This is a genomic window from Erythrobacter oryzae (assembly GCF_030271515.1).
In the GTDB taxonomy this organism is placed as follows: Bacteria; Pseudomonadota; Alphaproteobacteria; order Sphingomonadales; family Sphingomonadaceae; genus Erythrobacter; species Erythrobacter oryzae.
In genome coordinates, this window is record NZ_JASCXI010000004.1 from 216,381 (window position 1) to 239,413 (window position 23,033).

25 protein-coding genes and 1 other RNA gene are annotated in these 23,033 nt (G+C 67.1%); 15 read left to right on the forward strand and 11 right to left on the reverse strand.

Annotation, left to right across the window (positions count from 1 at the left end; all coding sequences use genetic code 11):
- Nucleotides 1-113: 113 nt before the first annotated feature.
- A complete protein-coding gene (locus PFX90_RS13640) occupies nucleotides 114-1,304 on the forward strand; it encodes a hydrolase (protein ID WP_285713094.1) in 1,191 nt (396 codons plus the stop codon).
- Nucleotides 1,301-2,317 (forward strand): arginine N-succinyltransferase, encoded by a 1,017-nt coding sequence (locus PFX90_RS13645; RefSeq protein WP_285713095.1) that lies wholly within the window; start codon nucleotides 1,301-1,303, stop codon nucleotides 2,315-2,317. The genes PFX90_RS13640 and PFX90_RS13645 overlap by 4 nt, the downstream gene beginning before the upstream one ends.
- 59 nt (nucleotides 2,318-2,376) lie before the next feature.
- On the opposite strand, the gene PFX90_RS13650 is transcribed toward PFX90_RS13645, so the two are convergent.
- Nucleotides 2,377-3,207: a class I SAM-dependent methyltransferase gene (locus tag PFX90_RS13650; RefSeq protein ID WP_285713096.1), complete on the reverse strand. Its 831-nt coding sequence runs from the start codon at nucleotides 3,205-3,207 to the stop codon at nucleotides 2,377-2,379.
- A 98-nt stretch (nucleotides 3,208-3,305) separates the two neighbouring features.
- Here PFX90_RS13650 and PFX90_RS13655 point away from each other — a divergent pair, with 98 nt between their 5' ends.
- Together PFX90_RS13655 and PFX90_RS13660 are read left to right on the forward strand one after the other, a co-directional pair.
- Complete coding sequence (locus tag PFX90_RS13655; protein WP_285713098.1) at nucleotides 3,306-4,571, forward strand: N-succinylarginine dihydrolase; 1,266 nt, start codon at nucleotides 3,306-3,308, stop codon at nucleotides 4,569-4,571.
- A gap of 94 nt (nucleotides 4,572-4,665) precedes the next feature.
- Nucleotides 4,666-4,917 (forward strand): hypothetical protein, encoded by a 252-nt coding sequence (locus tag PFX90_RS13660; protein WP_285713100.1) that lies wholly within the window; start codon nucleotides 4,666-4,668, stop codon nucleotides 4,915-4,917.
- 37 nt (nucleotides 4,918-4,954) lie between these two features.
- Here the strand turns inward: PFX90_RS13660 and PFX90_RS13665 are convergent, their stop codons facing one another.
- From PFX90_RS13665 to mscL, 3 genes are all read right to left on the reverse strand, one after another.
- Nucleotides 4,955-5,422 carry a GNAT family N-acetyltransferase gene (locus PFX90_RS13665; protein ID WP_285713101.1) on the reverse strand — a complete coding sequence of 156 codons (468 nt, stop codon included), beginning with the start codon at nucleotides 5,420-5,422 and terminating at the stop codon, nucleotides 4,955-4,957.
- A 175-nt stretch (nucleotides 5,423-5,597) separates the two neighbouring features.
- Nucleotides 5,598-5,976: a transfer-messenger RNA gene (gene ssrA, locus PFX90_RS13670) on the reverse strand.
- A gap of 141 nt (nucleotides 5,977-6,117) precedes the next feature.
- Nucleotides 6,118-6,540 (reverse strand): large conductance mechanosensitive channel protein MscL, encoded by a 423-nt coding sequence (gene mscL / locus PFX90_RS13675; RefSeq protein WP_285713102.1) that lies wholly within the window; start codon nucleotides 6,538-6,540, stop codon nucleotides 6,118-6,120.
- Nucleotides 6,541-6,712: 172 nt separating this feature from the next.
- Here mscL and PFX90_RS13680 point away from each other — a divergent pair, with 172 nt between their 5' ends.
- The 6 genes from PFX90_RS13680 (at nucleotide 6,713) to PFX90_RS13705 (ending at nucleotide 10,847) form a co-directional block, all read left to right on the forward strand.
- The gene (locus PFX90_RS13680) at nucleotides 6,713-7,339 is read left to right on the forward strand and encodes a LemA family protein (RefSeq protein WP_285713103.1); all 627 of its coding nucleotides are present in this window, start codon (nucleotides 6,713-6,715) and stop codon (nucleotides 7,337-7,339) included.
- A 1-nt stretch (nucleotide 7,340) separates the two neighbouring features.
- On the forward strand, nucleotides 7,341-7,874 hold the full coding sequence (locus tag PFX90_RS13685; protein ID WP_285713104.1) for a TPM domain-containing protein: 534 nt from the start codon (nucleotides 7,341-7,343) through the stop codon (nucleotides 7,872-7,874).
- Nucleotides 7,871-8,752: a TPM domain-containing protein gene (locus PFX90_RS13690; protein WP_285713105.1), complete on the forward strand. Its 882-nt coding sequence runs from the start codon at nucleotides 7,871-7,873 to the stop codon at nucleotides 8,750-8,752. The genes PFX90_RS13685 and PFX90_RS13690 overlap by 4 nt, the downstream gene beginning before the upstream one ends.
- Nucleotides 8,753-8,755: 3 nt before the next feature.
- The gene (locus tag PFX90_RS13695; protein WP_285713107.1) at nucleotides 8,756-9,430 is read left to right on the forward strand and encodes a TPM domain-containing protein; all 675 of its coding nucleotides are present in this window, start codon (nucleotides 8,756-8,758) and stop codon (nucleotides 9,428-9,430) included.
- 71 nt (nucleotides 9,431-9,501) lie between these two features.
- Complete coding sequence (locus PFX90_RS13700) at nucleotides 9,502-10,059, forward strand: NUDIX hydrolase (protein WP_419180110.1); 558 nt, start codon at nucleotides 9,502-9,504, stop codon at nucleotides 10,057-10,059.
- 5 nt (nucleotides 10,060-10,064) lie between these two features.
- Nucleotides 10,065-10,847 carry an SDR family oxidoreductase gene (locus tag PFX90_RS13705; RefSeq protein ID WP_285713110.1) on the forward strand — a complete coding sequence of 261 codons (783 nt, stop codon included), beginning with the start codon at nucleotides 10,065-10,067 and terminating at the stop codon, nucleotides 10,845-10,847.
- A 90-nt stretch (nucleotides 10,848-10,937) separates the two neighbouring features.
- Here PFX90_RS13705 and PFX90_RS13710 read toward each other — a convergent pair whose 3' ends face one another.
- The 3 genes from PFX90_RS13710 to PFX90_RS13720 are packed head-to-tail and all read right to left on the reverse strand — an operon-like array spanning nucleotide 10,938 to nucleotide 11,448.
- Nucleotides 10,938-11,150, reverse strand: coding sequence for a PspC domain-containing protein (locus tag PFX90_RS13710; protein ID WP_285713111.1), 213 nt, complete (start codon nucleotides 11,148-11,150; stop codon nucleotides 10,938-10,940).
- Between the two features lie 32 nt (nucleotides 11,151-11,182).
- Nucleotides 11,183-11,296 (reverse strand): enoyl-CoA hydratase, encoded by a 114-nt coding sequence (locus PFX90_RS13715; protein WP_285713112.1) that lies wholly within the window; start codon nucleotides 11,294-11,296, stop codon nucleotides 11,183-11,185.
- Nucleotides 11,297-11,334: 38 nt separating this feature from the next.
- The gene (locus PFX90_RS13720) at nucleotides 11,335-11,448 is read right to left on the reverse strand and encodes an enoyl-CoA hydratase (RefSeq protein WP_285713113.1); all 114 of its coding nucleotides are present in this window, start codon (nucleotides 11,446-11,448) and stop codon (nucleotides 11,335-11,337) included.
- A 232-nt stretch (nucleotides 11,449-11,680) separates the two neighbouring features.
- Here PFX90_RS13720 and recF point away from each other — a divergent pair, with 232 nt between their 5' ends.
- Complete coding sequence (recF, locus tag PFX90_RS13725; protein ID WP_285713114.1) at nucleotides 11,681-12,769, forward strand: DNA replication/repair protein RecF; 1,089 nt, start codon at nucleotides 11,681-11,683, stop codon at nucleotides 12,767-12,769.
- A 153-nt stretch (nucleotides 12,770-12,922) separates the two neighbouring features.
- Here the strand turns inward: recF and PFX90_RS13730 are convergent, their stop codons facing one another.
- Nucleotides 12,923-13,642: an arylesterase gene (locus PFX90_RS13730; protein ID WP_285713115.1), complete on the reverse strand. Its 720-nt coding sequence runs from the start codon at nucleotides 13,640-13,642 to the stop codon at nucleotides 12,923-12,925.
- A 59-nt stretch (nucleotides 13,643-13,701) separates the two neighbouring features.
- On the opposite strand from PFX90_RS13730, the gene PFX90_RS13735 reads away from it, so the two are divergent.
- Both PFX90_RS13735 and PFX90_RS13740 read left to right on the forward strand, forming a co-directional pair.
- Nucleotides 13,702-14,394 carry an ABC transporter ATP-binding protein gene (locus PFX90_RS13735; protein ID WP_285713116.1) on the forward strand — a complete coding sequence of 231 codons (693 nt, stop codon included), beginning with the start codon at nucleotides 13,702-13,704 and terminating at the stop codon, nucleotides 14,392-14,394.
- Entirely contained in the window at nucleotides 14,391-16,916 is a 2,526-nt protein-coding gene (locus PFX90_RS13740) for an ABC transporter permease (protein ID WP_285713117.1), read from the forward strand. The genes PFX90_RS13735 and PFX90_RS13740 overlap by 4 nt, the downstream gene beginning before the upstream one ends.
- On the opposite strand, the gene PFX90_RS13745 is transcribed toward PFX90_RS13740, so the two are convergent.
- The 3 genes from PFX90_RS13745 to PFX90_RS13755 all read right to left on the reverse strand — a co-directional run bounded on the left by PFX90_RS13745 (nucleotide 16,913) and on the right by PFX90_RS13755 (nucleotide 21,076).
- A complete protein-coding gene (locus PFX90_RS13745; RefSeq protein ID WP_285713118.1) occupies nucleotides 16,913-17,788 on the reverse strand; it encodes a hypothetical protein in 876 nt (291 codons plus the stop codon). The two genes, PFX90_RS13740 and PFX90_RS13745, sit on opposite strands and share 4 nt — an antisense overlap.
- 94 nt (nucleotides 17,789-17,882) lie before the next feature.
- Nucleotides 17,883-18,290, reverse strand: coding sequence for a DUF805 domain-containing protein (locus tag PFX90_RS13750; RefSeq protein ID WP_285713119.1), 408 nt, complete (start codon nucleotides 18,288-18,290; stop codon nucleotides 17,883-17,885).
- Between the two features lie 119 nt (nucleotides 18,291-18,409).
- The gene (locus tag PFX90_RS13755) at nucleotides 18,410-21,076 is read right to left on the reverse strand and encodes a TonB-dependent receptor (RefSeq protein ID WP_285713120.1); all 2,667 of its coding nucleotides are present in this window, start codon (nucleotides 21,074-21,076) and stop codon (nucleotides 18,410-18,412) included.
- A gap of 328 nt (nucleotides 21,077-21,404) precedes the next feature.
- Here PFX90_RS13755 and PFX90_RS13760 point away from each other — a divergent pair, with 328 nt between their 5' ends.
- Nucleotides 21,405-21,935: a hypothetical protein gene (locus PFX90_RS13760; protein ID WP_285713121.1), complete on the forward strand. Its 531-nt coding sequence runs from the start codon at nucleotides 21,405-21,407 to the stop codon at nucleotides 21,933-21,935.
- 29 nt (nucleotides 21,936-21,964) lie between these two features.
- Entirely contained in the window at nucleotides 21,965-22,939 is a 975-nt protein-coding gene (locus tag PFX90_RS13765; protein WP_285713122.1) for a hypothetical protein, read from the forward strand.
- The last annotated feature ends 94 nt before the right edge of the window (nucleotides 22,940-23,033 follow it).

Below are 23,033 nucleotides of genomic sequence, written 5' to 3' on the forward strand. Positions count from 1 at the left end.
TGTCCTCGTCGGTTGAACAAACCCGGGGAGGAGAGGACGCGAGCGCCTATGGCAAAGGGGAGAGGCGATTGCAACGCCTTGGCCCCGCGCCCTTGCACGGCTAGAGGGTGGGGATGGACGGGACCTCGGGCACATTCGATACCGCCGCGATGCTGGCGCAGGTGCAGGCGTGGAGCGCGGTCAACACCGGCACCGCGAATCTCGCTGGGCTGGCGCAGCAGGCGGCGATGCTGGCCGAGGCCTTCGCGGCGCTCCCCGGGACGGTGGAGCTCGTCGACCCGGCCCCGGTGACCGCGATCGCCGCCGACGGCTCTGCCTTCGCCAAGCCCCACGGCCAGCATCTGGTGGTGCGCGTGCGCCCGCAGGCGAACCGGCGGATCCTGCTCACCGGCCACATGGACACGGTGTTTCCGGTCGATCACCCCTTCCAGCGCCAGACATGGCTCGACGGCGAGACATTGAACGGACCCGGCGTTGCTGACATGAAGGGCGGGATCGCGGTGATGCTCCACGCGCTGCTGGCCTTCGAAGAGAGCGCCGCCGCCTCAAGCCTCGGCTATGATGTGCTGATCAACTCCGACGAGGAGACCGGCTCGCTCGCCAGCGCGGCGCTGATCGCAGAGCTGGCGGCGGGCAAGCTCGCAGCCCTCACCTACGAGCCCGCCGCCCTCCCCGATGGCACGCTGGCACATGAACGGGGGGGCACCGGCAACTATTCGATCACCTTCACCGGCAAGAGCGCCCACGCGGGCCGCAACCCGCACGAGGGGCGCAACGCCATCGTCGCGGCGGCTGATCTGATCCTCAGGCTGAAGGCGCTCGAAACCGCCGAAATCACCATCAACCCCGCCAAGCTCGAGGGCGGGTCGGCCAACAACGTCGTGCCCGATCATGCCGTGTTGCGCTTCAACGTCCGCCCCCGGACGGTCGAGGCCGGCGCCGCCTTCGACCATGCACTCAGCCACTTGCTGGTCGACATTGAGACCGCACACCAAGTCGCCACCCATCGCCACGGCGGCGTCACCCGCCCGCCCAAGAAGGTCGACGCCCGCGCGCAACAACTCTTCGACCTCGTCCGCCAATGCGGCGCCGAGCTCGGGCAGACGATCCGCTGGCAATCCACCGGCGGGGTGTGCGACGGCAACAACATCGCCGCCTGCGGGGTGCCCGTGGTCGACACCATGGGGGTGCGCGGCGGCGCGATCCATTCGCCGGACGAATATCTCATCGTCCCCTCACTTTCCGAACGCGCGGCCCTCAGCGCCCGCGTCATCGAGCGTCTAGCTCAGGGAGCCCTCCAGTGACCTTCCGTCTGCGCGCCGCGCGCCCCGCCGATCTCGAAGCGCTCTACGAAATGGCCAAGCTCACCGGCGGCGGCTTCACCAACCTGCCGCCCGACCGCGCCGCGCTAAAAGGCAAGCTCGAACGCGCCGCCACCGCCTTCGCGCGCGAGGACGACACGCTCGCCGACGAACAGTTCGTGCTGGTGCTCGAGAACACCCGCACCGGGGCGGTGCGCGGCACCTGCCAGCTGATGACGCAGGTGGGCCAGCGCTGGCCGTTCTATTCCTACCGTCTCAACACGCTCACCCAGTATTCGCAGGAATTGGACCGCACCGTGCGCGCCGAGCTGCTCAGCCTCGTCACCGATCTCGAAGGATCGAGCGAGGTCGGCGGCCTGTTCCTCCACCCGGGCGAGCGCGCCGGGGGCTTCGGCCTGCTGCTCGCCCGCTCGCGCTACCTCTTCGTCGCGATGCACCGCGCGCGCTTTGCCGACCGCATCCTCGCCGAATTGCGCGGCATCATCGACGAGCGCGGCGGATCGCCCTTCTGGGACGGGGTCGCGGGCCGCTTCTTCGGGATGAGCTTCCAGGACGCGGACTATTTCAACGCGATCAACGGCAACCAGTTCATCGCCGACCTGATGCCCAAGCACCCGGTCTATATCGCCATGCTGAGCGAGGACGCGCGCTCGGTGATCGGCGTCCCCCACCCCACGGGCCGCGCGGCGATGCGGATGCTCGAGGGCGAAGGCTTCCGCCACGATGGTTATGTCGACATCTTCGACGGCGGGCCGACGATGACCGCCTGGACCGACAATGTCGCCAGCGTGAAGAACGCGGCCCAGACGACAATCACCTCGCTCACCGCGAGCGAGGGCGAGCGCGCGATCCTTGCGACCGGCCACCTCGGCACGTTCCGCGCCTGCTTCGGCGCGCGGGTGCTCGACGGCGAGGGCGGGATCGCGATCGACTCCGCCAGCGCCGACCTGCTCGACGTTTGCGAGGGCGACAAGGTGTGGAGCGTGGCGCGCTAGGTTTTTTGTGGTCGCGCGATTTCTGACAAAAACCGGTTCCCACTTTTTGTCATCGCGCTTTAGAGCGGCTTCTCCAGCGCGATCACCGTGTAGCTGGTGGCATATTCGCCCAGCCCGGGCACCGCCATCAGCGCGTCGCCCACCAGCTTCTTCGGGCCCGAACGCCCGAAGCCCGACCGGTCGAACCGCACGATCTGTAAGCCCGCCGCCTCGGCCAGCTTGCGGAAGGTGGCGGTGTCGAGCTGGTTGACATAGGCCTGCTCGGCAAAGCTCTCCCACTGCGTCCACTTGTTCGGCTTCTTGGCGCCATCAGGGCCGAGATCCCAGTGGCGCGGCACGAAGGCGGGGTCGTCGTAGATCGCGGCCGCCGCGCGGAACATCGCCTTCTCGCCGAACAGCACATGGCTCCACGGCACCGGGATCAGCGCTTCCATATGCGGGCCCCACGGGCCCTTGAAGGGAAACCATTCGAGCAGCACCCGCCCGCCCGGCCGCAGCACCCGCGCCCAATCGGCGAGGATCGCACCGGGCTCCATCACGTGCTCCATGCAATCGAAGGCGGTGATCAGGTCGACGCTGGCATCGGCCAGCGGCAGGCCGGCGACATCGCCCTCGATGAAGCGCAAGCTGCTCTGCCATTCGGGATGAGCCGCGAGTTCGGCCTCGGCGCGGCCCAGCGCGGCGGTGTCGATATCCACCCCGGTGATCGAGCGCGCGAGGCCCTTGGAGGCGAACAGGAACGCCAGTTGCCCCGCCCCGCAGCCGAAATCGAGCACATCGCGCCCGCGCAGCTCCTCGTCGGAAAAATGCCGCCAGCTCGAAGTAAGCGCGGCATCGCGCCACTGCGCATAGGTGCCGATGTCGGCCATCCGCGCTTCGGGCGGCTTCATCAGCCGGCGCGCGATCGCGGTGCATGCTCTGGTGCGGATATCCATGGGCGCCACGGCTACATTGGACACGGGGCCCATGTCGTCTAAGGAAACCGCCCATGGAGCAAAGCGGCACACCTCTCACCGAAATCAACTTCGACGGGATCGTCGGCCCCTCGCATAATTATGCGGGGCTGAGCCTCGGGAACATCGCCAGCGCGAGCCATGCGGGCGATCCGTCCTACCCGCGCGCGGCGGCCCTTCAGGGGGTGGCGAAGATGCGCGGCAACCTCGCGCGATTGGGCGTGCAGGGCTTCCTGCTGCCGCTGCCGCGCCCCAACGGGGCCTTGCAGAGCGCGCTGGCATTGGACGGCACCGAGCCGCCGCAGCTGCGCGCCGCGCCGTGGTCGGCCTCCTCGATGTGGACCGCCAACGCCGCGACCGTCTCCCCCGCCCCCGACACCGCCGACGGGCGCTGCCACCTGACGCCCGCGAACCTCGTCACCATGCTCCACCGCGCGCAGGAGTGGCCCGACACGCAGGCGCAGCTCCGCATCGCTTTCGGCGACACGCGGCACTTCGCAATCCACGACGCGGTGCCCCCGACCTTCGGCGACGAGGGCGCGGCCAACCACATGCGGCTGTGCGAAGAGCATGGCGCGCCGGGAGTCGAGGTGTTCGTCTACGGCAAGCCGGGAGGCCGCTTCCCCGCGCGCCAGCACGAGCAGGCCAGCCGCCTCGTCGCCCGCACCCACGGGCTCGATCCGGCGCGCACTGTGTTCATCGAGCAGAACCCCGAGGCGATCGCGGCAGGGGCGTTCCACAATGATGTGGTGTCAGTGGCGAATGGCCGCGTGCTGTTCACCCATGCCGAGGCCTTCGCCGACCAGCAGGGGGCCTATGATGCGATTCGCGCCGCCTTCCCCGCGCTCGAGGTGGTCGAGGTGCCTTCCTCCGCCGTGTCGCTGGAAGAGGCGATCCGCACCTATCTGTTCAACGCGCAGCTTCTGACGCTGCCGAGCGGCGAGATGGCGCTGATCGTGCCCGAGGAATGCCGCGAGAGCCCCGCGGTGTGGGGCTGGGTCGAGCAGATGCTCGCCGGCAACGGCCCGATCCGGCAGGTGATCCCGGTCGACGTGAAGCAGTCGATGGCGAACGGCGGCGGCCCGGCCTGCCTGCGCCTCAGGGTGGTGTGCGACCCCGCCACGGTCGACCCGCGCTTCCTGCTCGACGAGGCCAAGGCCGATCTGCTGGAGCGTGTGATCGCCGCGCATTGGCCTTTGCAGATCGACCCGTCCGATATCGGGACGCAGACCCTCGCGGACAGCGTGATCGCCGCAAGGCTTGCCCTGCTCGAGGCGCTCGATCTGGCACAGCTTGGTTAACGCATTTGCACGGGGCCCCGCAGCGGGCGTAAGGTTACGACACTGTTAAGGCGACTCAGCACTCCGCCGGGCCGCGCAAGGGTCGAGGATACCTATGCTTCGCAAGCTGGGACGGCTGTTCGTGATCAAGACGCGCATCGAGGCGTTCCTGATCATCTACGCCCTCGCCCTGGGGTCGAGCGCGCGGGGCATGGTCTATCTCCATGAATACCCCGGGTTCGGCGGCAAGCTCCTGTTCCTCGCCACCACCGGCGCGGTGTTTCTGGCGGGGGCGAAGATCCTCGATTGCCTGAAGCTCGAGGCCGAAGTGGGCGAATTGCGCGCGCAGGCCCTGCCGCGCGAATAGGGCGAGCCGGCACCTTGGTGCCGACCCGCCCCGCCCTTCAGACCAGCGCCTTGCGGAAGACGATCTTGTCGTCGCCCGCGCTGTAGTAGTCGCGGATCCGCGCCTCGCGCTCGTAGCCGAGCATGTCGTAGAACCCGCGCGTGCGTTCGAACGCGGGGGTGCCCGAAGTCTCGACCAGCAGCACGCGCGCGCCCTGCTTGCGCAGTTCATCCTCGATATGCCGCATCAGCGCGGCGCCGATGCCCTGCCCGTGGGCTGCGGGATCGACGCAGATGCACAGCGTGTTCCACGTTCCCTCGGTCAGCGGTTCGGGGACGGTGTAGGCGACGCCTTCGACCGCCCCGCCCCGCCCGGCGACGATCCAGCGCTGCGAGGGATCGCCCGCGAAATAGCCGGCAGTCATGTCCGCCAGCATCTCGGAGGGGAACATGGCATTGGCGTCGACCAGATGGGCAACGCAGGGCAGATCGCCGCGCGCGAGCGGGCGGATGGCAATATGTGTCATAAGTGTAGTCTTTCGGTAGATTTTGCTTGCGAGGACCCTGCCGCCAAGCGGCTGTGCGCCGGCGTGGGTTGGTGCAGATGCTGACCCGTCAGAAGGTCAGCGGATGGTTGCAATTGTAAGCAAAAAATCTCCGAGAATGGTGGGGGATTCTGTTGCTACGCTCCCCCGGGCGCCCGGTTTCCGATTCTGTTACCCGGTTCGGTCCGAACCGTGCTCTTAGCTTGGTAAATTCAGGCCGTTAGGCCGTCACATTACGCGGCGAGAGCAAGTGCTTCGTTGTCGTTGGCACTTATTGGTTTTGAGCCTTATGCGGGTTACTCAGCCCGGGCAAAAACTACGTCTTTCAACACACGTCGATCCTGGTTCGGCCCCATCAGCTGAGCCGCTAGGTCGGCACGCTTCACGCGTGTCGACCCAGTGGTTCGGCCCAAGTGGTGGAGCCGCCGGGTACTGCCCCCGGGTCCGTTGCATCTATTGCACGCAGCAGTTTATCGCCATAGCCGGTCGAAACCGGCACCTCGCGATATAGCGCTGAAATCCTGAATGTGAAGTGTATCCGCCCCTCCCGCCTGCGGGAGGGGAGCGAGACTTGCCCCGGACTTGATCCGGGGCCTAGTCACAGCGGGGTGGGCCTGCGAGCGGTCGCTCAGGCCCTCCCCCGACCCCTCCCGCAAGCGGGAGGGGAGACAAGCGCTTTACTTCTTCAGCGCGTCGCGAATTTCCGCGAGCAGCTCGATCTCGGTCGGACCGGCGGGCGCAGCGGGCTCTTCGGGCTTGGCGAGCTTCGCGGTCACCTTGTTCACGTAGCGCACCAGCATGAAGATGATGAAGGCCAGGATCAGGAAGTTGATGATGACCGAAAAGAACGCCCCGTAGCCGATCACGTTCGCCCCCGTCTGGCGCGCGACTTCGAGCGGAGAACCCTCGATCACGTCGCCCGACAGGATGAAATACCGGTCCGAAAAGTCGATATTGCCCATCAGCGCGCCGACGATCGGCATGATGATCTCGTCGGTCAGCGACTTGACGATATTGCCGAACGCCGCGCCGATAATGACCCCGACGGCGAGGTCCATGACATTGCCCTTGGCGATGAAATCCCGGAATTCCGACAGCATGATGATCCCCTTTGTCTTTTGCCGTTTACCATGTTCTGGCACTCGCCCGCCCGTCTGCCAAGTCTTGCAGGCAGCCCCGTCCACCGCTTGAACCGGGTTCGAGGTGTGCTATATGCACAATACAGGAGTTCCGGCAGGCCGCGCGCCCGCCGCACAAGGAGGGACCTTCGCGATGAAATTCACCACCATGCTGCGCGGCGTGCTCGCGGCGGCGGCTGCGCTCAGCCTTGCGGCCTGCGGGATCAACTCGGTGCCGACCAAGCAGGAAGCCGCCAAGGCGCAGTGGGGCAATGTCGAGAGCGCATTGCAGAACCGTTCGGACAAGATCCCCAACCTCGTCGCCGTGGTGCAGGCCGCCGCGATCTCGGAGAAGGACATCCTCCAGGGCGTGATCGACGCGCGCGCCCGGGCGACTGCGATCAACATCACCACCGATGACCTCTCGAACCCGGAAGAGTTCAAGAAGTTCAACGATGCGCAGAACCAGCTGACGCAGGCGCTGGGCCAGCTGCGCACCGTGGTCGAGAACTACCCGCAGCTCGCCAGCCAGCCCCGCTTTGGCGATCTGATGGTGGCGATCGACGAGGCCAACAACCAGATCAACACCGAGCGGGTGCGCTACAACGACCTCGCGCGCGACTACAACACCGAGATCCGCACCTTCCCCTCGAGCATCGGCGCGAACGTCATCCACGGCGCCGAGGCGCTCCAGTATTTCGAGGCAGACGAGGCGGCCAAGGCCAACCCCAAGGTCGACATGAGCGCGATCACCGGCGGGGCAACCCCGGCGGCGAAGTGAGGTGAAGTCCCGCGCCGCGCTGCTCGGTCTTGCGCTGCTGACGGCCGCTTGCGGCGGGGAGGCAGAGCCTGCAAGGCCGGGCGGGCCGGTGGTCGACACGGCCGACATCCTGTCGCCCGCCGCCGAACAGGCGCTCGATGCGAGGCTGCGGCGCTACTCGGACCAGAAGGAGACCGCGATCGTGGTCGCAACCGTGCCAAGCCTGGAGGGCGAGACGATCGAGAGCACTGCCCTCGCGATGTATAACGGCTGGGGCATCGGCTCGCCGCGAACCAGCCGCGGCGTGCTGCTGCTGGTTGCGCCCAAGGAGCGCAAGCTGCGCATCACGGTCGGATGCGGCCTCGAGACTGTCGTCACCGACGAGACGGCTGCGCAGATCATCCGTGAGAATATCAAACCGCAATTCACAGTCGGCGATTTCGAAAACGGTGTGAGCGCGGGGGTCGAGGCGCTGATCACCCGGATCGACACCGCCAATGTCGCCCCCGGGCCGGTCAGCGCCCGCTGCCGGCAGATGATGAAGGACGCCGCATGAACCGGCTGCTCGCTCTCCTGCCCCTGTGGCTTGCCGCGCTGCTGCTCGCGCTCGGCACGGCAGCCCATGCGCAGGACTATCCCCCCCGCCCCGACGGCCCGGTCTATGACGGGGCGAACATCCTCTCGCCCGAAACCGAGGCCAAGCTCGACGGGGAGCTGCGCGCCTACAACAAGGACACCGGCCGCGCGATCATCGTCGCCACCGTGCCGAGCCTCGGGGGCGCTTCGATCGAGACCTATGCGACCACGCTCTACACCGACAAGTGGGGGATCGGCGGCAAGGATCGCGATGCGGGCCTGCTGCTGCTGATCGCGCCTGCCGAGCGCAAGATGCGGATCGAGGTCGGCTATGGCCTCCACGGCTGGTTCGGCGGGATCATGGCCGGGCGCGTCATCAACGACGTGATTGCGCCGCGCTTCAAGGAGGGCAATTTCGACGCTGGCGTCACCGATGGGGTCGCGGCGATCCTCGCCCACTTGGCCAAGGCGCCCGAGGATGCTGTCGCGATCGAGGAAGCCGCGCAAGCCGCCGCGGCGCAGAAGAGCCGCAGCGACGGGGGCTTTCCCTTCGGCGTGCTGATCTGGCTCGCCTTCATGTTCTTCTTCTTCGTCCTGCCGATCCTCTCCAGCCTCGGGCGGCGGCGCAAATATCGCTCCAAGGGCAATGGCCCGTGGGGCAGCCGGGGCCTTGGCGACACGGCGCGCGATGTGATCCTGTGGGAAGTCGGCAGCGCGATCGCGCGGGGGATCATCAACAACAGCGGTCGCGGCGGCGGTGGCGGCTTCGGGGGCGGCGGCTTCGGCGGAGGCGGCGGCGGGTTCGGCGGCTTTGGCGGCGGCTCCTCCGGGGGCGGCGGCGCTTCGGGAGGGTGGTGAGCGATGGCGATGATGGATGATGCCGGACGCGCGCTCGTCAGCGCAGCGGTGACCGAGGCGGAAGGCGCGACCTCGGGCGAGATCGTCACCGTGCTCGCCGAGGCGTCGGACGGCTACACCGATGTCGCGCTGCTGTGGGCGGCGGGCACGGCCTTCACTGCGATGAGCGTCTTCGCGGCTTTTCCCGAGCCCTTTCTCGACCGCTGGGACGCGTGGTTTGCCGGATGGGGCCACGAATGGACGTCCGGAGAGCTTGCCAGCATGGTGATCGCGCTCGGCCTCGTGAAGTTCCTCGGGGTGTGGCTGGTGCAGCAATGGCAGCCGCTGAAGTGGCTGCTGGTGCCCGGCCCGGTCAAGGCGGCGCGGGTGCGGGGGCAGGCCTTGCGGCAGTTCAAGGTCGGCGCTGAACGGCGCACTACCGGGCGCACGGGCGTTCTCATCTATCTCTCGATGCGCGAACGCCGCGCGGAGATCGTCGCCGACGAGAGCATCGCGGCGAAAGTCCCGCCCGAGGTGTGGGGCGAGGCGATGGGCGACATGCTCGCCCACATCCGCCACGGCCGCGTCGCCGAGGGGCTCGCGGTCGGCATCCGTGACGTGGGCTTCATCCTCGCCGAGCATTTCCCGCGGGGCGAAGAAGACGTCAACGAGCTGCCCGACCGGCTGATCGAGGTTTAGCGCTTGACCTTGCGGGGTTGAGTCTGTCGAAGGGCGCGCAAGCTACCCCCTTCCGACGGAGCCTCCCCGTGATCAAAGACCGCGACGCCGATCTGCCCGAACAGGTGCAATGGGAAGGCAAGTTCATCACCGCCAAGACGCGGGGGCGCTGGGAATATGTCGGCCGCGCGCGCGGCATCCGCGCCGCCGCGATCATCGCGCTGGACGATGACCCCGACGGCACCCGCCACGTGATCCTCGTCAGCCAGTACCGCGTGCCGCTCGGGCGCTTCAGCCTCGAGATTCCGGCGGGCCTCGTGGGTGACGATGCCGGGGCCGAGGGCGAGGACGCCGCCGCTGCCGCCGCGCGCGAGCTCGAGGAAGAAACCGGCTACCGCGCCGCGCGGATGGAAGTGCTGGGCGAGTTCTACTCAAGCCCCGGCATGGTCTCGGAAAGCTTCACGCTCTTGAAGGCGACCGGCCTCGAGCGGGTGAGCGAAGGCGGCGGGACGGAAGGCGAGAACATCATCGTCCACCGGGTTGCCTTGCGCGATCTTTCGCGCTTTGTGGCCGAGTGGCGGCGCGCCGGGCACGCGGTCGACGTGCGGATCGCGATGCTTTTGACGCCGGGATTTCTGGGAGAGGGATAAGAGATATGGCAGGACGGGTAGCGGGCAAGATGGCCCTGGTAACGGGCGGCGCGCAGGGCCTCGGCCGCGCGCATTGCATTCGCTTGGCGCAAGAAGGCGCGCGGGTGCTGGCGACCGACATCAACGGTGCGGGCGCGGAGGAAACCGCCGCGATCATCAATGCCGAGCTCGGCGAAGGCACGGCCTTCGGCATGGCGCATGACGTGACCAAGCCCGACCAGTGGGAAGCCGCCGTCGATGCCGCGCGCGAGAAACTCGGCGGTCTCAACGTGCTCGTCAACAATGCCGGGATCGGCGTTCCGGGCAATATCGAGGCCTGCGATTTCGGCGACTGGCAGCGCTGCTTCGACATCAACGTCAATTCGATCTTCCACGGCTGCCAGAAGGCGCTCCCCCTGATGCGCGAGCATGCGCCGGGCTCGATCATCAACATCTCGTCCATCGCGGGCCTGATCGCGAGCGACACCATGCCCGCCTACAACGCCAGCAAGGCGGCGGTGTGGATGCTGTCGAAGTCGATTGCGCTCCACTGCGCGAAGAAGGGGATGCAGATCCGCTGCAACTCGGTCCACCCGACCTTTGTCGACACGCCGATTCTGGACGGCACCGCGAAGGCGCACGCGCTCGACAAGGATGTGCTGATGGAGAAGCTGGCGCGGCAGATTCCGCTCAAGTTCGTCGGCGAGCCCAACGACATCGCCAACGCGGTGCTCTATCTCGCAAGCGACGAGAGCCGCTTCATGACCGGCGCCGAGCTCAAGCTCGATGGCGGTATTTCGGCGATGTAAAAGAGAGAGGGGCCCCGCAAGGCCCCTCCCGGTTTCGTCAGATCAGGTGCAGCGGCCCGAAAACCGGGATCCGCTTTTCAGTCGCTGCACTCAGTCTGCGATCAGCGCGATCGCGATGTAGATCAGCACCGGGGCACCGAAGCCCAGCAGCAGCGCGATCACGAAGGCGATGCGCACCAGCAGCGGATCGACGCCGAAGTAATTGCCGATCCCCGAGCACACGCCGGCGAGCTTGGCATTGTTCTTGTCGAGGCGGAAGCTGCGGCTCGGCGGGGTGCCGCCCGAATTGCGGATGTCGTTCATGTCAGTCGAACTCCTGTGAAAGCGTGGGTCGATCAGGCCATCAGCGACGGGCTGGCGGGGACGATCGCATAGGCGAAGCTGGCAACCGTCAGGATGACAGCGAAAGCGGCGGAAGCAAAGCGGGCGGTGTGGTCATTGCCGAACATGGGTCTGGTCCTTTGGTCAGAGAGGGTGATGCGGGCGATCAGGCGGTCAGCGAGGGGCTGGCGGGGATGATCGCGTAGGCGAAGAAGGCTGCCGAGATCACGACCGAGAAAGCGGCGGCGAAGAGGCGGTTCGAGGCTTCGTTGGCGTACATATCTGGTCTCCTGTTGCAGTGTTTCCGGGCTGTCCCGGGGATGCCAAGTACAATGCATCAGCCGTGCCAAACTCGAAAAATGGCGGAATTCCGCCGTTTCCCACCTTTCGCCCCGCAAACGCAGCGTTAAGCAAAACGAAAGCTTGGGAAATTTCACCAAGCATTGGGATCGGCGATTTTCCGCGGGGCACACTGGCCAAACCGCCCCCCTCCCGCTACCCCCGCGCCTGCCATGGGCCTCAGCCGCATCAGCCTCGAAAACTTCCGCAACCACCCCGCGACCAGCCTTGCGGAGACGGCGCATTTCAACCTGCTGGTGGGCGAGAACGGGGCGGGGAAGACCAACTTGCTGGAAGCCCTGTCGCTGCTCGGCCCGGGGCGCGGGCTGCGGCGCGCGAACCTCGGCGATCTCGCGCGGCGCACGTCGCCAGGTAGCCCCCCCCTACCCTTCGCCATCGGCGCGAGCCTGACCGAGGCGGGCACGGTCTCGGCGCGGCTCGGCACCTATACCGAGGACGGTGCGCCGCAGCGGCGGTTGGTGCGGGTCAACGGCGCCCCCGCGACCGCGGCGAGCCTTGCCGAGTGGCTCGCTCTGTCATGGCTCACCCCGGCGATGGACGGCCTGTTCACCGACAGCGCGGGGGCGCGGCGGCGGTTCATGGACCGCATGGCATTGGCCCTCGCGCCCGATCACGCGCGGCGGGTGAATGCACTGGAGAGCGCCTTGCGCGAACGCGGCAAGCTGCTCGACAGTGGCGGAGACCCGCGCTGGCTCGACGCGGTCGAGGCCCAGGCCGCCGATCACGGCGCCGCCGTCACCCTCGCGCGGGCCGAACTGGTCCTGCGCCTTGCCGACGAGCTTTCCGCCCTGCCGCCCGAGCCCTTCGCGCGGCCCGCCCTCGCCTACCGCCCCGGCGGCCCCACGGACGAGACGGCCCTGCGCGCCGAACTCGCCAAATCCCGGACCCGTGACCGCGCAGCGGGCCGGGCACTCTCGGGCCCGCAGCGCGACGAGCTCGAAGTGCGCATGGCCTCCACCGGCCACCCCGCCGCCGCCTGCTCGACTGGCGAACAGAAGGCGATGTTGATCGCCATTTCCCTCGCCCACGGCATCCTCGCCGCCGCGGGCCGCCCGAGCGTGCTGCTGCTCGACGAGGTCGCCGCCCACCTCGATCCCGTCCGCCGCGCCGAGCTGTTCAGGCGGCTCAGGGAAGGCCGCGCGCAGGTGTGGATGACCGGAACCGAACTCGCCCCCTTTGGCGACATCCGCGCCGAGGCGGCGGTGTGGCGCGTGTCGGGCGGCGGGGTGGAGCGGATATAGCGAACCCGAAAACCAGCCCTGCCCTCGTCGTTGCGAGCCGAAGGCGGAAGCGCAGCTGGCCAAAGGCCAACCAACCCATGGCCCGGCTTCGCCCGGCCGCCACAGCAGTCCATGGGTTGCCGCGTCGCCTTCGGCTCCTCGCAATGACGAGGGTTACTTCTCCACGGGCGGCAGCGCGCCCTCGACCTGTCCGAGCGTCGCGGCCACCAGCTTCTCGACGCCGTCGGCGGTCGGGTGGATGCGGTCCGCCTGGAACAGCTCCGGCTCGCGATAGATGCTCTCCAGCCAGAAGGGGATCAGCTTCGCGCCATATTCCTTGGCCAGATCGGCATAGATCGCATCGAACTGCGCCTGATATTCCGGCCCGAGATTGGGCGGCGAGCGCATCCCCATCAGCAGCACCGGCACCTTCTCCTTCTTCAGGATCGCCAGCATCTTGCCGAGGTTCTCCTTCGTCTCCTCCGGCTTCAGCCCGCGCAGCAGGTCGTTGCCGCCGAGCTCGAGGATGAACAGCGCGGGAGGCGTCTCCTGCGCGGCGAGGGTGAATTCGAGCCGCTGGAGCCCCGCCGCGGTGGTATCGCCCGAGACGCCCGCGTTGATCACATCGGCGTTGATCCCCTTGGCGCGCAGGGCGTTTTCCAGCTTCTCGGGGTAGGAATCGCGCGGGTCGAGGCCGTAGCCGGCAAACAGGCTGTCGCCGAAAGCGATCACCTTGCGCTCGGGCCCCATCACGGGGATTGCGGGGAGCGCGGGGCTCCCGTCCTCGGCCACCTCGGGCGCGTTCGCGGCCTCGTCGGCGGAATCGCTGCACGCCGCGAGCGCTAGCGACGCGGCGCCTGCGAGGGCGATTTTCGACCAAGTGCGCTTGTGCATCCGCGAGCCTTCCATACCTGTAGCTTGTTGCCTCCCCTCACCTATGCCATCGGAACCGCGTGACAAGTCCCTCTCTCGCAATCAGCGCCCGCAACCTGACCCTCACCCTCGGCAGCAGCGATGCGCCGGTGACGATCCTGCGCGGGATCGATCTCGATGTGCCACAGGGTCAGGTCGTGGCGCTGCTCGGGCCTTCGGGGTCGGGCAAGAGCTCGCTGATGGCGGTGCTCTCGGGCCTCGAGCGCGCGAGCGGGGGGAGCCTGATGGTCGCGGGCGCGGATTTCGCGGCGCTCGACGAGGACGGGCTGGCCGCCGCGCGCCGGGGCCGGATCGGGATCGTGCTTCAGGCCTTCCACCTGCTCCCCACCATGACCGCGGCAGAGAATGTCGCGACCCCGATGGAGCTTGCGGGCATGGTCGATGCGAGCCCCCGCGCGCTCGCCGAGCTTGAGGCGGTCGGCCTCGGCCATCGCACCGGGCACTACCCCACCCAGCTTTCGGGCGGCGAGCAGCAGCGCGTCGCCATCGCCCGCGCCACCGCCCCGCGCCCCGGCCTGATCTTCGCGGACGAGCCCACCGGCAACCTCGACGCCGCGACCGGCGAGGAGATCATCAAGCTCTTGCTGGCCCGCCGCGCCGAGACCGGGGCGACGCTGCTGATCATCACCCACGATGCGAGCCTCGCGGCGCGCTGCGAGCGGGTGCTGACCATGGCGGACGGGGTGATCGTCTCGGACACGGCTGCGGCATGAGCCTGCCGCTCGGCACCGCATGGCGCATCGCCCGGCGCGATCTCAACGCGCGCTTCCGGGGCCTGCGCCTGCTCTTGGTGTGCATCTTCCTCGGCACCGCCGCGCTTGCCGCGATTGGCACGCTGACGGCGGCGATCGAGAATGAGCTGGCCTCATCCGGGCAGGAACTGCTCGGCGGCGATCTCGAGGTCGAGGTCTGGCAGCGCGGCCTGCGGCCCGAGGAAGTGAAGGCGCTCGCCGCCTATGGCACCATTTCGAGCGGCTACCGGATGCAGGCGATGGCGAGCACGCCCGAAGCCGCCGCGCCGATCGAATTGAAGGCGGTCGATGCCAAGTGGCCGATGTTCGGCAAGCTGCTCCTCGCCGATGGCCGCACGGTCGGCGCGCCTGTGGGCAAGGACGCATGGGTCGCAGCGACGGCGCTCGAACGGCTCGGCATCCGCGTCGGCGAAAATTTCAAGGTCGGCACCGTCACCCTGCGCGCGGCGGGCGTGATTGCGGACGAGCCCGACCGCCTCTCCGAAGGCTTCCAGCTCGGCCCGACGATCATCGTGGCCGAAGGCGTGCCTGCCGAGGCCGGATTGCTCGCCCCCGGCGCGCTCTACCAGAGCAAGCACCGCATCGCTTTTGCCAACCCCGCGCGCGATCCTTCCGCGGTGGAGGAGACGCTCACCAAGCAGTTCCCCACCGCCGGCTTCGACATCCGCACCCGCGACCGTGCCTCGCCCGGCGCGGATCGCTTCGTGCGGCAGATGAGCGATTTCCTGACGCTGGTGGGCCTTGCCGCGCTGGTGATCGCTGGGATCGGGATTGCGGGGGGCGTGTCGTCCTATCTCGACCAGCGCCGCGCGAGCATCGCGACCCTCAAGGTGCTGGGCGCGACCTCGGCGGATATCGTGCGCATCTATGCGATGCAGATCGGCGTGGCGGCGCTCGCAGGGAGCCTTGCGGGGCTTGCGGCGGGGGTGCTCGTCACCCCGCTGCTGGCGAGCGCCTTGCAAGGCCTGCTGCCGGTCGAGAGCGGTTTCATCATTTCGCCCCCCGCGCTGCTGCTTGCCGCGAGTTACGGCCTGCTGGTCGCCTTCGCCTTCGCCGCCGCGCCCTTGCTGCGCGCCCGCACCTTCCCGGCGATGGCGCTTATGCGCTCCGGCATCGTGCCGCTGGCGCGTGACAAGCGCGCGCTGATCGCGACGGCCATCGGCATTGCCGGCGTCTGCGCGCTGGCGCTGCTCACCACCGCGCAGCCGATGCTCTCGGGCGGGTTTCTGCTCGGCGCGGGCGGCGCGCTAGCGCTGCTGGCGGGGATCGGGTGGCTGATCCAGACCCTCGCCCGCCGTCTGCCGCGCCCGAAGAACCCGCTCTTGCGGAGCGCCATCGCCAACATCCACCGCCCGGGCGCGCCCACCGGAGCGCTCGTCACCGCACTGGGCTTCGGCCTTGCCGCCTTCGTCCTGCTCGCCGCCGTCCAGAGCGCGATCGACGGCAACATCGCGCGGCGCGTGCCGATGGAGGCGCCCGATTACTTCGTCCTCGACGTGCCCCCGGCCAAGGAGCCGCGCTTCTTCAAGTTGATACAGCAGGAATTCCCCAAGGCCGGCATCCGCACCGTGCCGACGATGCGCGGCGCGGTGCTCGCCTATGGCCCCAAGGACAAGCTGATCCGCGTCGCCGATCTGAAGGAAATCCCCGAGGGCGCCTGGGCCCTGCGCGGCGAGCGCGGGCTCACCTATGCCGACACCATCCCGCAGGGCAACCGCCTCATCGAAGGCCAATGGTGGAGCCCGTTCCACAAGGGCGAGCCGCTGGTCTCGATCGACGCCGATTTCGCCAAGGCGGTGGGCCTCAAGGTCGGCGACTATCTCACCATCGGCATTCTCGGGACCGAGCGCACCGCGCGCATCGCCAATATCCGCGAGATCGACTGGGAGAGCATGGGCTTCAACTTCGCGCTGGTATTCAGCCGCAATGCGATCAGCGACGCACCCCACAACCTCTCGGCCACGATCGACCTGCCCGACGGCGCAGACCCCGCCGCGCGCGGCCGGTTGCTGCGGGCGCTGGTCAAGGAAATGCCCTCCTCCTCGGTGATCGAGGTGGGCGGGATTCTGGTCGAGGCGCGGAAGCTGCTCGAACAGGTGAGCCTCGCGACCCTCGCCGCTGCTGCCGTGACGGTGCTGGCGGGGCTCGCGGTGCTGATGGGCGCGATTGCCGCCGCGCGCGCGGCGCGCACCTATGACACGGTGATGTTGCGCGTGCTGGGGGCGAGCCGGCGGCAGATCCTGCTGTTGCAGTTCGCTGAATATGGCCTCCTCGCCGGCCTCCTCGCGCTGGTCGCGCTGGGGCTCGGCGGGGGGCTCGCCTGGGTTGTGATCACCCAGTTGTTCGAATTCGACTGGCTGCCCGACTGGGGCGAGGTGCTGGGCGTGCTGGCTCTCGGCACCGCGCTGGTGCTGGGCTTCGCGCTCGCCGGTTCGCTGCCGCTGCTGCGGGCGAAACCGGCGCGCGCGCTGCGCGAGCTCTAGGCGAAGACCTCTTCCAGCCGCTCCGCGCCGCCGCCGGTCAGCTCGCTGTGCAGCGCCGCGCCATAGGCCGCCGCGAACATCGCATAGAGCACCATCAGCGGAACGAAGACCAGAAAGCCGAGCAGGATTGCCCCGACCGCAGCCGCGCCCGGATCGCCGTCGCTTCCCAGCAGGCTGCCGAAGATCAGCAGGAAGGGCAGGCCGATGATCACCAGCGACAGCACCACGAAGACGAGGGTCGCAAGGAAGATGCCGAGCACCCGCCCCTCGGTCACCGCCCAGCTGCGCCGGATCGCGGCGATCGGATTGAAGACCTGGTCGACCGCCACCACCCCGATCAGCACCGAGAACCGGCAGGCGAGATAGATGATCACCGGCATGAACAGCAAAATCAGCACGATGCCGACGATGCCCCCGGCCGTCCCGCCGCCGAGCCCCGCGACCCCCGCCACCGCGAACACCGCCGCCCCCAGCGCGAGATAGCCGGCCCCGAGGATCAGCGAGATGACGATAAAGGGCAGCACGCTCTTGAACCCGCGCACCATCGCCGTGCCGAAGGAGGGCTCCTCGAGCGGCGAGGCGATGGTCACCATCGCCGCCTGCTGGACCAGCGCCAGCACTGCGTAGGCGCCGTAGAACAGGATCATGACGAGGAAGAAAACAATGCTCATCCCCGTGAGAGCGGCCGGATCGTCGAGCCCCGCGCCGATGCCCACCGCGCCCGCCGCGCCCATCAGCGCCATCACGATGCCGAGCACGAACGACCCCACTATCTGGATCGCGAAGAACACCGCGAACATCCCGAGCAGCAGCCAGAACCGCTGGCGAAACATCGCCCAGCTGGTCGCAAACACGCGTCCGATATCGATCATGAAAGTCCCCTTGCGGTCATCCCCTTGCCGCGAGGTTCAGGATGCACAGGGTAAAAGCCTGATGCAAACGGAAAAGAGCCCCTGTCCCCACCCCCTACTCGAACAGCGCCTCGTCGAATTCGATCGCGCGCGGATCGTCGCCATAACGGTTGGGGCCGGCCGTGCCTGCGGCGCACATCAGCCACAGCATCCAGCCCACTCCGATATAGGGCAGGAACATGACCGTCAGCATCCAGCCGCTGGTGCCGTGATCGTGCACCCGTCGGATCTGCAAGGCGAGCGTCGGCAGGCCAAAGGCGAGCACCCAGATCCCGAAGATCGCGAGCACCACGTTCTCGCGCGGCTCCCCCTCGGGCAGCAGCGAGGCAAGGTTGAGCGCGACCGCAAGAAAGCCGAGCTGCCACAGGATGAAGCCCCAGTACTCGCCCCGCCGCGCCCGCCCGCGGATGTCGAAGCTGCGCAGGATCGGATCGGTGAGCGAATGGGTGAGCGCTGCCAGCATGGCCGCTTCATCCCCCGCCGCGCGCCCCCGCGCAAGCCCCGCAAGAGCCCCTTTCACAAAGCAAAGGGGCCCCGCACCGAAGTGCGAGGCCCCTCCCCGTTGCCTTGTTGTGAGGCGACTTAGAACTTGAAGCGCACGACACCGCCATAGGTGCGCGGCTGGCTCGGATAGCCCGAGACCGTGCCGGCCTGTGCCACACCGTCGAAGTTGGTGAGGATGTACAGGTCGTTGAGCAGGTTGCGCGCGAAGGCCCCGATCTCGACCCCGTTGCTGAGCGCCAGGGTCATCGACGCGTTGACGAGGTTCACCTCGCGCTCGAAGATCTGGGTGTTGCCCAGCGCACGGTTGAAGGTCGGCAGGCCGTTATTGATCGGCGTGCTGCTGTCGTGCGCATAGTCGACGCGGGTAACGAGCGTGGTGCCGTCATCGCCGATTTCGAGCGTGTGCGTCGCCGAGGTGCGCAGGCTCCACTCCGCGATGCCGCCGACGCGCTGGCCGGACAGATCGCCGAGCACGCTGCCCGGGAAGCTGTCGAAGACCGGATCGAGGTAGGTCGCCGCGAAGGTGAACACCAGCGAGGGATCGGGCTGGATCGTGGCGTCGAACTCGAAGCCCTTCACCGACTGCTGACCGGCATTCTGGAGCGCAAAGCCGAGCCCGGTGAAGGCGAAGCTCTGGAAGCCCTTGATGGTCTGGTCGAACAGCGCGAGGTTGAAGCCGAAGCCGTCCCACTGCGCCTTCATGCCGACTTCGTAGACTTCGGCGTTCTCAGGGCCGGCAAAGCGGGTGCCGGTCGACAGGTTCGGCGTGGCAAGACCGGCGTTGATGATAGGCGATGCGGGCGCCGCAAAGGTCGAACCGGGCGAACGCGCCGTCGCACCAAGGACGCCGCCGGGGCCGGGGGTGTAGTCGCTCACGAGCGGACGGCTGTCACGCGAGAGGTTGATCGAGCTCGCCTTGAAGCCGGTCGCGTAGCTTGCGTAGACGTTGATCTCGGGCGAGACCTCGTAGGCGACGCGCAGCAGGTAGGTGAGCTTGTCGTCGCGGGTCCGGCCCGGTTCGACGATGTTGGGCACATCGGGGAACGGGGTCTGGAACTGCAGCGGCGCCAGCCCGAGGAACGGGTTGCAGCCGACACTCACGCCCGGGGGGCATGCGGTCGTGGCGAGGCCGAGCAGCGCCTGCTGGTTGGCCGCCGGCAGCGCCTGGAACTGCGCCCGGTTGGTAACCGCCCCGCCCGAGGCAAGGGTGATGAAGCGGTCGACAAGGTTGATGTTGGCCAGCGGATCGAGCGCGTTGAAATCGATCAGGAAGTCTTTCTTGTCGTCGGTGTAGTTGAACCCGCCGGTAAAGACGAGCCCATCGACCGGCTCGAAGTCCACTGTCCCGAACACCGACCACGAGGTGTTGTCCACCGCGAAGCGCTCGGTGGAGAGGAAATCACCGCCGAAGATGCTGCCGGGCGTGAGGCCGAGGCCGGCTTCGGCGCCGGCCAGAACCTGGTTTCCGACGGCGATACGCTGCGCGCCCGGCGCGTTGGCAGGAAGCAGCGGCGAACCCGCCTGGAAAGCGGCGAAATCACGCAGGTCTTCGCCTACGGTCAGGAAGCTGTCCTGCGAGATCGACTCGTCGAAGTAGTAACCGCCGAGCAGGAAGTTGATCGGCCCGTCGAAGTCCGAGGTCAGCCGCAGTTCCTGCGTGAAGGTGTCGACGCCCTGGTTGCGTCCTTCAGCCGTCAGGTCCGCACTGGTGAAGTCCACGTCCTGGATGAAGGCATTGCGCAGTTCGCGGTAGGCGGTGATCGAGGTCAGGGTAAGGTTGCCGAAGCTCCAGTCGACCTGGCCCGAAATCCCGTAGTTCTCGTTCTCGTTGAACGGCACCACATTGAGGAAATTGTCGAAGCTGAAGAAATCGCTCGGGAACTGGCCGCCAACGGCCGCCACGGCACCGGCCGTCAGCGGGCCGACCACGAGGTTGCTGGTCTGGCAGCAGATTTCGTCGATCTTGCCGTAGTCACCGATCAGGCGGATCTTGATGTCGGCGGTGGGCTCGATCAGCAGCTGGCCGCGCACCGACCAGCGATCGCGGTCGTTGATCTCGGAATCGAGGTTCACGATCCGCCCGAAGCCGTCGCGCTGCTGGTAGGTCCCGTCGAGCGACCAGGCGATGTTGTCGGTGATCGGGCCGGTCACTTCGCCCTTGAGGAACACCTGGTTGTAGTTGCCGTAGACCGCTTCGACCTGGCCGCCGAATTCGTACTGCGGTTCCTTGGTGACGATCGAGATCACGCCCGCGGACGCGTTCTTGCCGAACAGGGTCGATTGCGGCCCATTCAGCACTTCGACGCGCTGGATCATGTTGAGGTCGGAAATCGCCGAGGCCGAGCGCGAGCGGAACACGCCGTCGATGAACACGCCGACCGAGGGCTCGATCCCGAAGTTGTTGTCGCCGTTGCCGAAGCCGCGGATGATGAAGGTGGTGGCCGAGGAGGTCTGGAGCTGGCTGACGCGCAGCGAGGGCACCACGGTCTGGAGGTCGAGCACGTCGCGGATCTGGGCACGCTCGATGGTCTCGCCGCTGGTCACCGACACCGCGATCGGAGTTTCCTGAAGGGTCTGCTCGCGCTTGGACGCGGTGACGATGATCTCGTTGCCGACCTCGGGCTCGGCAGCCTCGGTCTCGGCGTCCTGCGCGAAGGCCATGGTCGGCATCGCGAGCGCACAGGCCGCGCCTGCCAGCAGGGTGAATCGATATGCGCCGGCAGCGCCGGTGAAGGTTGAACGCATGGAAGTTCCTCTCCAAAAAATCCCGCGACCCCGGCGCCCTTTTTCGGGCACGCACCGTCCCAGTGCGCTCTCTCCCGAGGTCGTGTGGCATGCGTGATACGCCAGCACCGCACGCGTCACAAGCGCCAGCCTAACGGTTTTGAGGGGCAAGCGACAGGATTGTTGCGCAAGAGTCACAGTCGCAACAGACTGGAGTTTCACGCTCTAGAGCCCTGCTCCAACCGGGTCTGGCCGAATGACGCTACGGAAACGAAGGCTCCGGATACCAGTCGTGAAAACCGGATTGCCTCACCGGAGCCGTGTGTTAGACCATTCGCGGGGGTGAAGAATGTCGGACGTTCAAAAGCGTATCTTGGCGTGGGTCGCAATTTTCCTGCTCGCAAGTGCGACCGCCTATTCCCTTTTGCTGGCATTCACCGCCTCTGCCGAGGCCATGCTTCAGCCCACAGGTATCGCCGAAGACCAGGAACTGACCCCCGCTTGGCGCTATGCCGCGTTCATGATGCGCAACGGAGCCGTGGTTACCGGCATTTTCGCAACCTTCATGGCCATCGTCAGCTTCGCGATCAGCAAGGTGACCGAAATCTACACGCGAATAGTCGAGGTCTCTGCCATTGTGGTGCTGTGCCTCGTTGGCATTGCGGCATCGGCATCGGCGATGGTCGAGGTCAGCAGCGCCGTGACCGAGAAAGCGATGGACTTCTACCTTTTCAAGGAGACGCCTTATGCTGGCGCTTCGACGCAGATCAACTTTTTCTTCGGCGGCATGATCGGCTGGTTTGCGAGTTTCATGGCCTCGGTGCTCGGCGTGAGCCTCGCCGACAAGGAGGGTGTCTTGCGCAAGCTCGTGCAGGGCTGACCATGCGAATGAGAGCGCCTCATGCGCAAATGAAAGGGCTGGACATGCGGTGGATGAGGGCAATCATGTTTGCTACCGGGCTGACAGCAGCTGCGGTATCGCCTGTCTTCGCGCAGGAAGCCAAGAAGACGATCATCGTCGAAACCCCCGACCCCGGAGCGCGCGCAGTATGGTTCGATGGCAGCGACGCGTTCAGTCGACAGGACTTCACGCATTCGACGACGGTGTCCACGGCAGAAGGATCAGTTGCCAAGGATATTTCCATCGATTTCAATGGCTTCGATCTTCCCCTCAGGCTCATCATCAGTCCCCGGCGATCGGGCAACCTCGCATTCGCCGTCGCGCGACCCCGGTTCACGAGTTGTGCTGACGCCGACGTCCGACGGGTCAGCGGGGCTGCGGTCACGGGCTCCATCAACGAACGCCTGAACCTCATGGCCGAGGCCCGTCGCCTGATTCAACTGTGCGGCACGGTCGAAAGTGTCGTGCCCAAACTGGTGCGCAAGTACTATGAAGCGAGTTGCTCGCTTGCGGGCGACACGCCGCCGATCTTCGAAATCCACCGTGACGCGGCGGTCCGCTTCCGCCAACTTCCCGACAGTCCGGCCAAACGAACCACGCTGGCGAATTGCAACGGGCGCGGCCAAGGTGCCGACCTGCGCCTGACCTGGAACCTTGCAAATGCCTCCGACCCGGCCGCGGCGCGGCTGCTGACGGCGGAACTGTTGGAAAAGGCGCACGACCCGGAATGGCAGGACGGTTTCGCTGCCGCTCGGCTGAGCGCTGACCTGGTGGAACGTTTAGAGGTAAATCTGATCAAGCAGCAGCAGATCGAAGCCTCGAACACCAACGATCTTGCAAGCGCCATCAGCTACACCGACGAACTTGACAAGCTTGCGCGCGACAGAGAGTTCAGTGATGCTGTCAAGGCCGAAGGTGTGACCACTGAGGCACTCGCACGCGACCGGACCTGGTTCGAAACGCGGATGCAGCGCGACGAATAGTCTTGCGCCAGGAGCGCCAGCCGACAGCCGGTTCATGAGGCCGGGCATTTTCGTAACCGCATCGCTTGCCCCTATGGCAAGTCTCGGCTAGTGG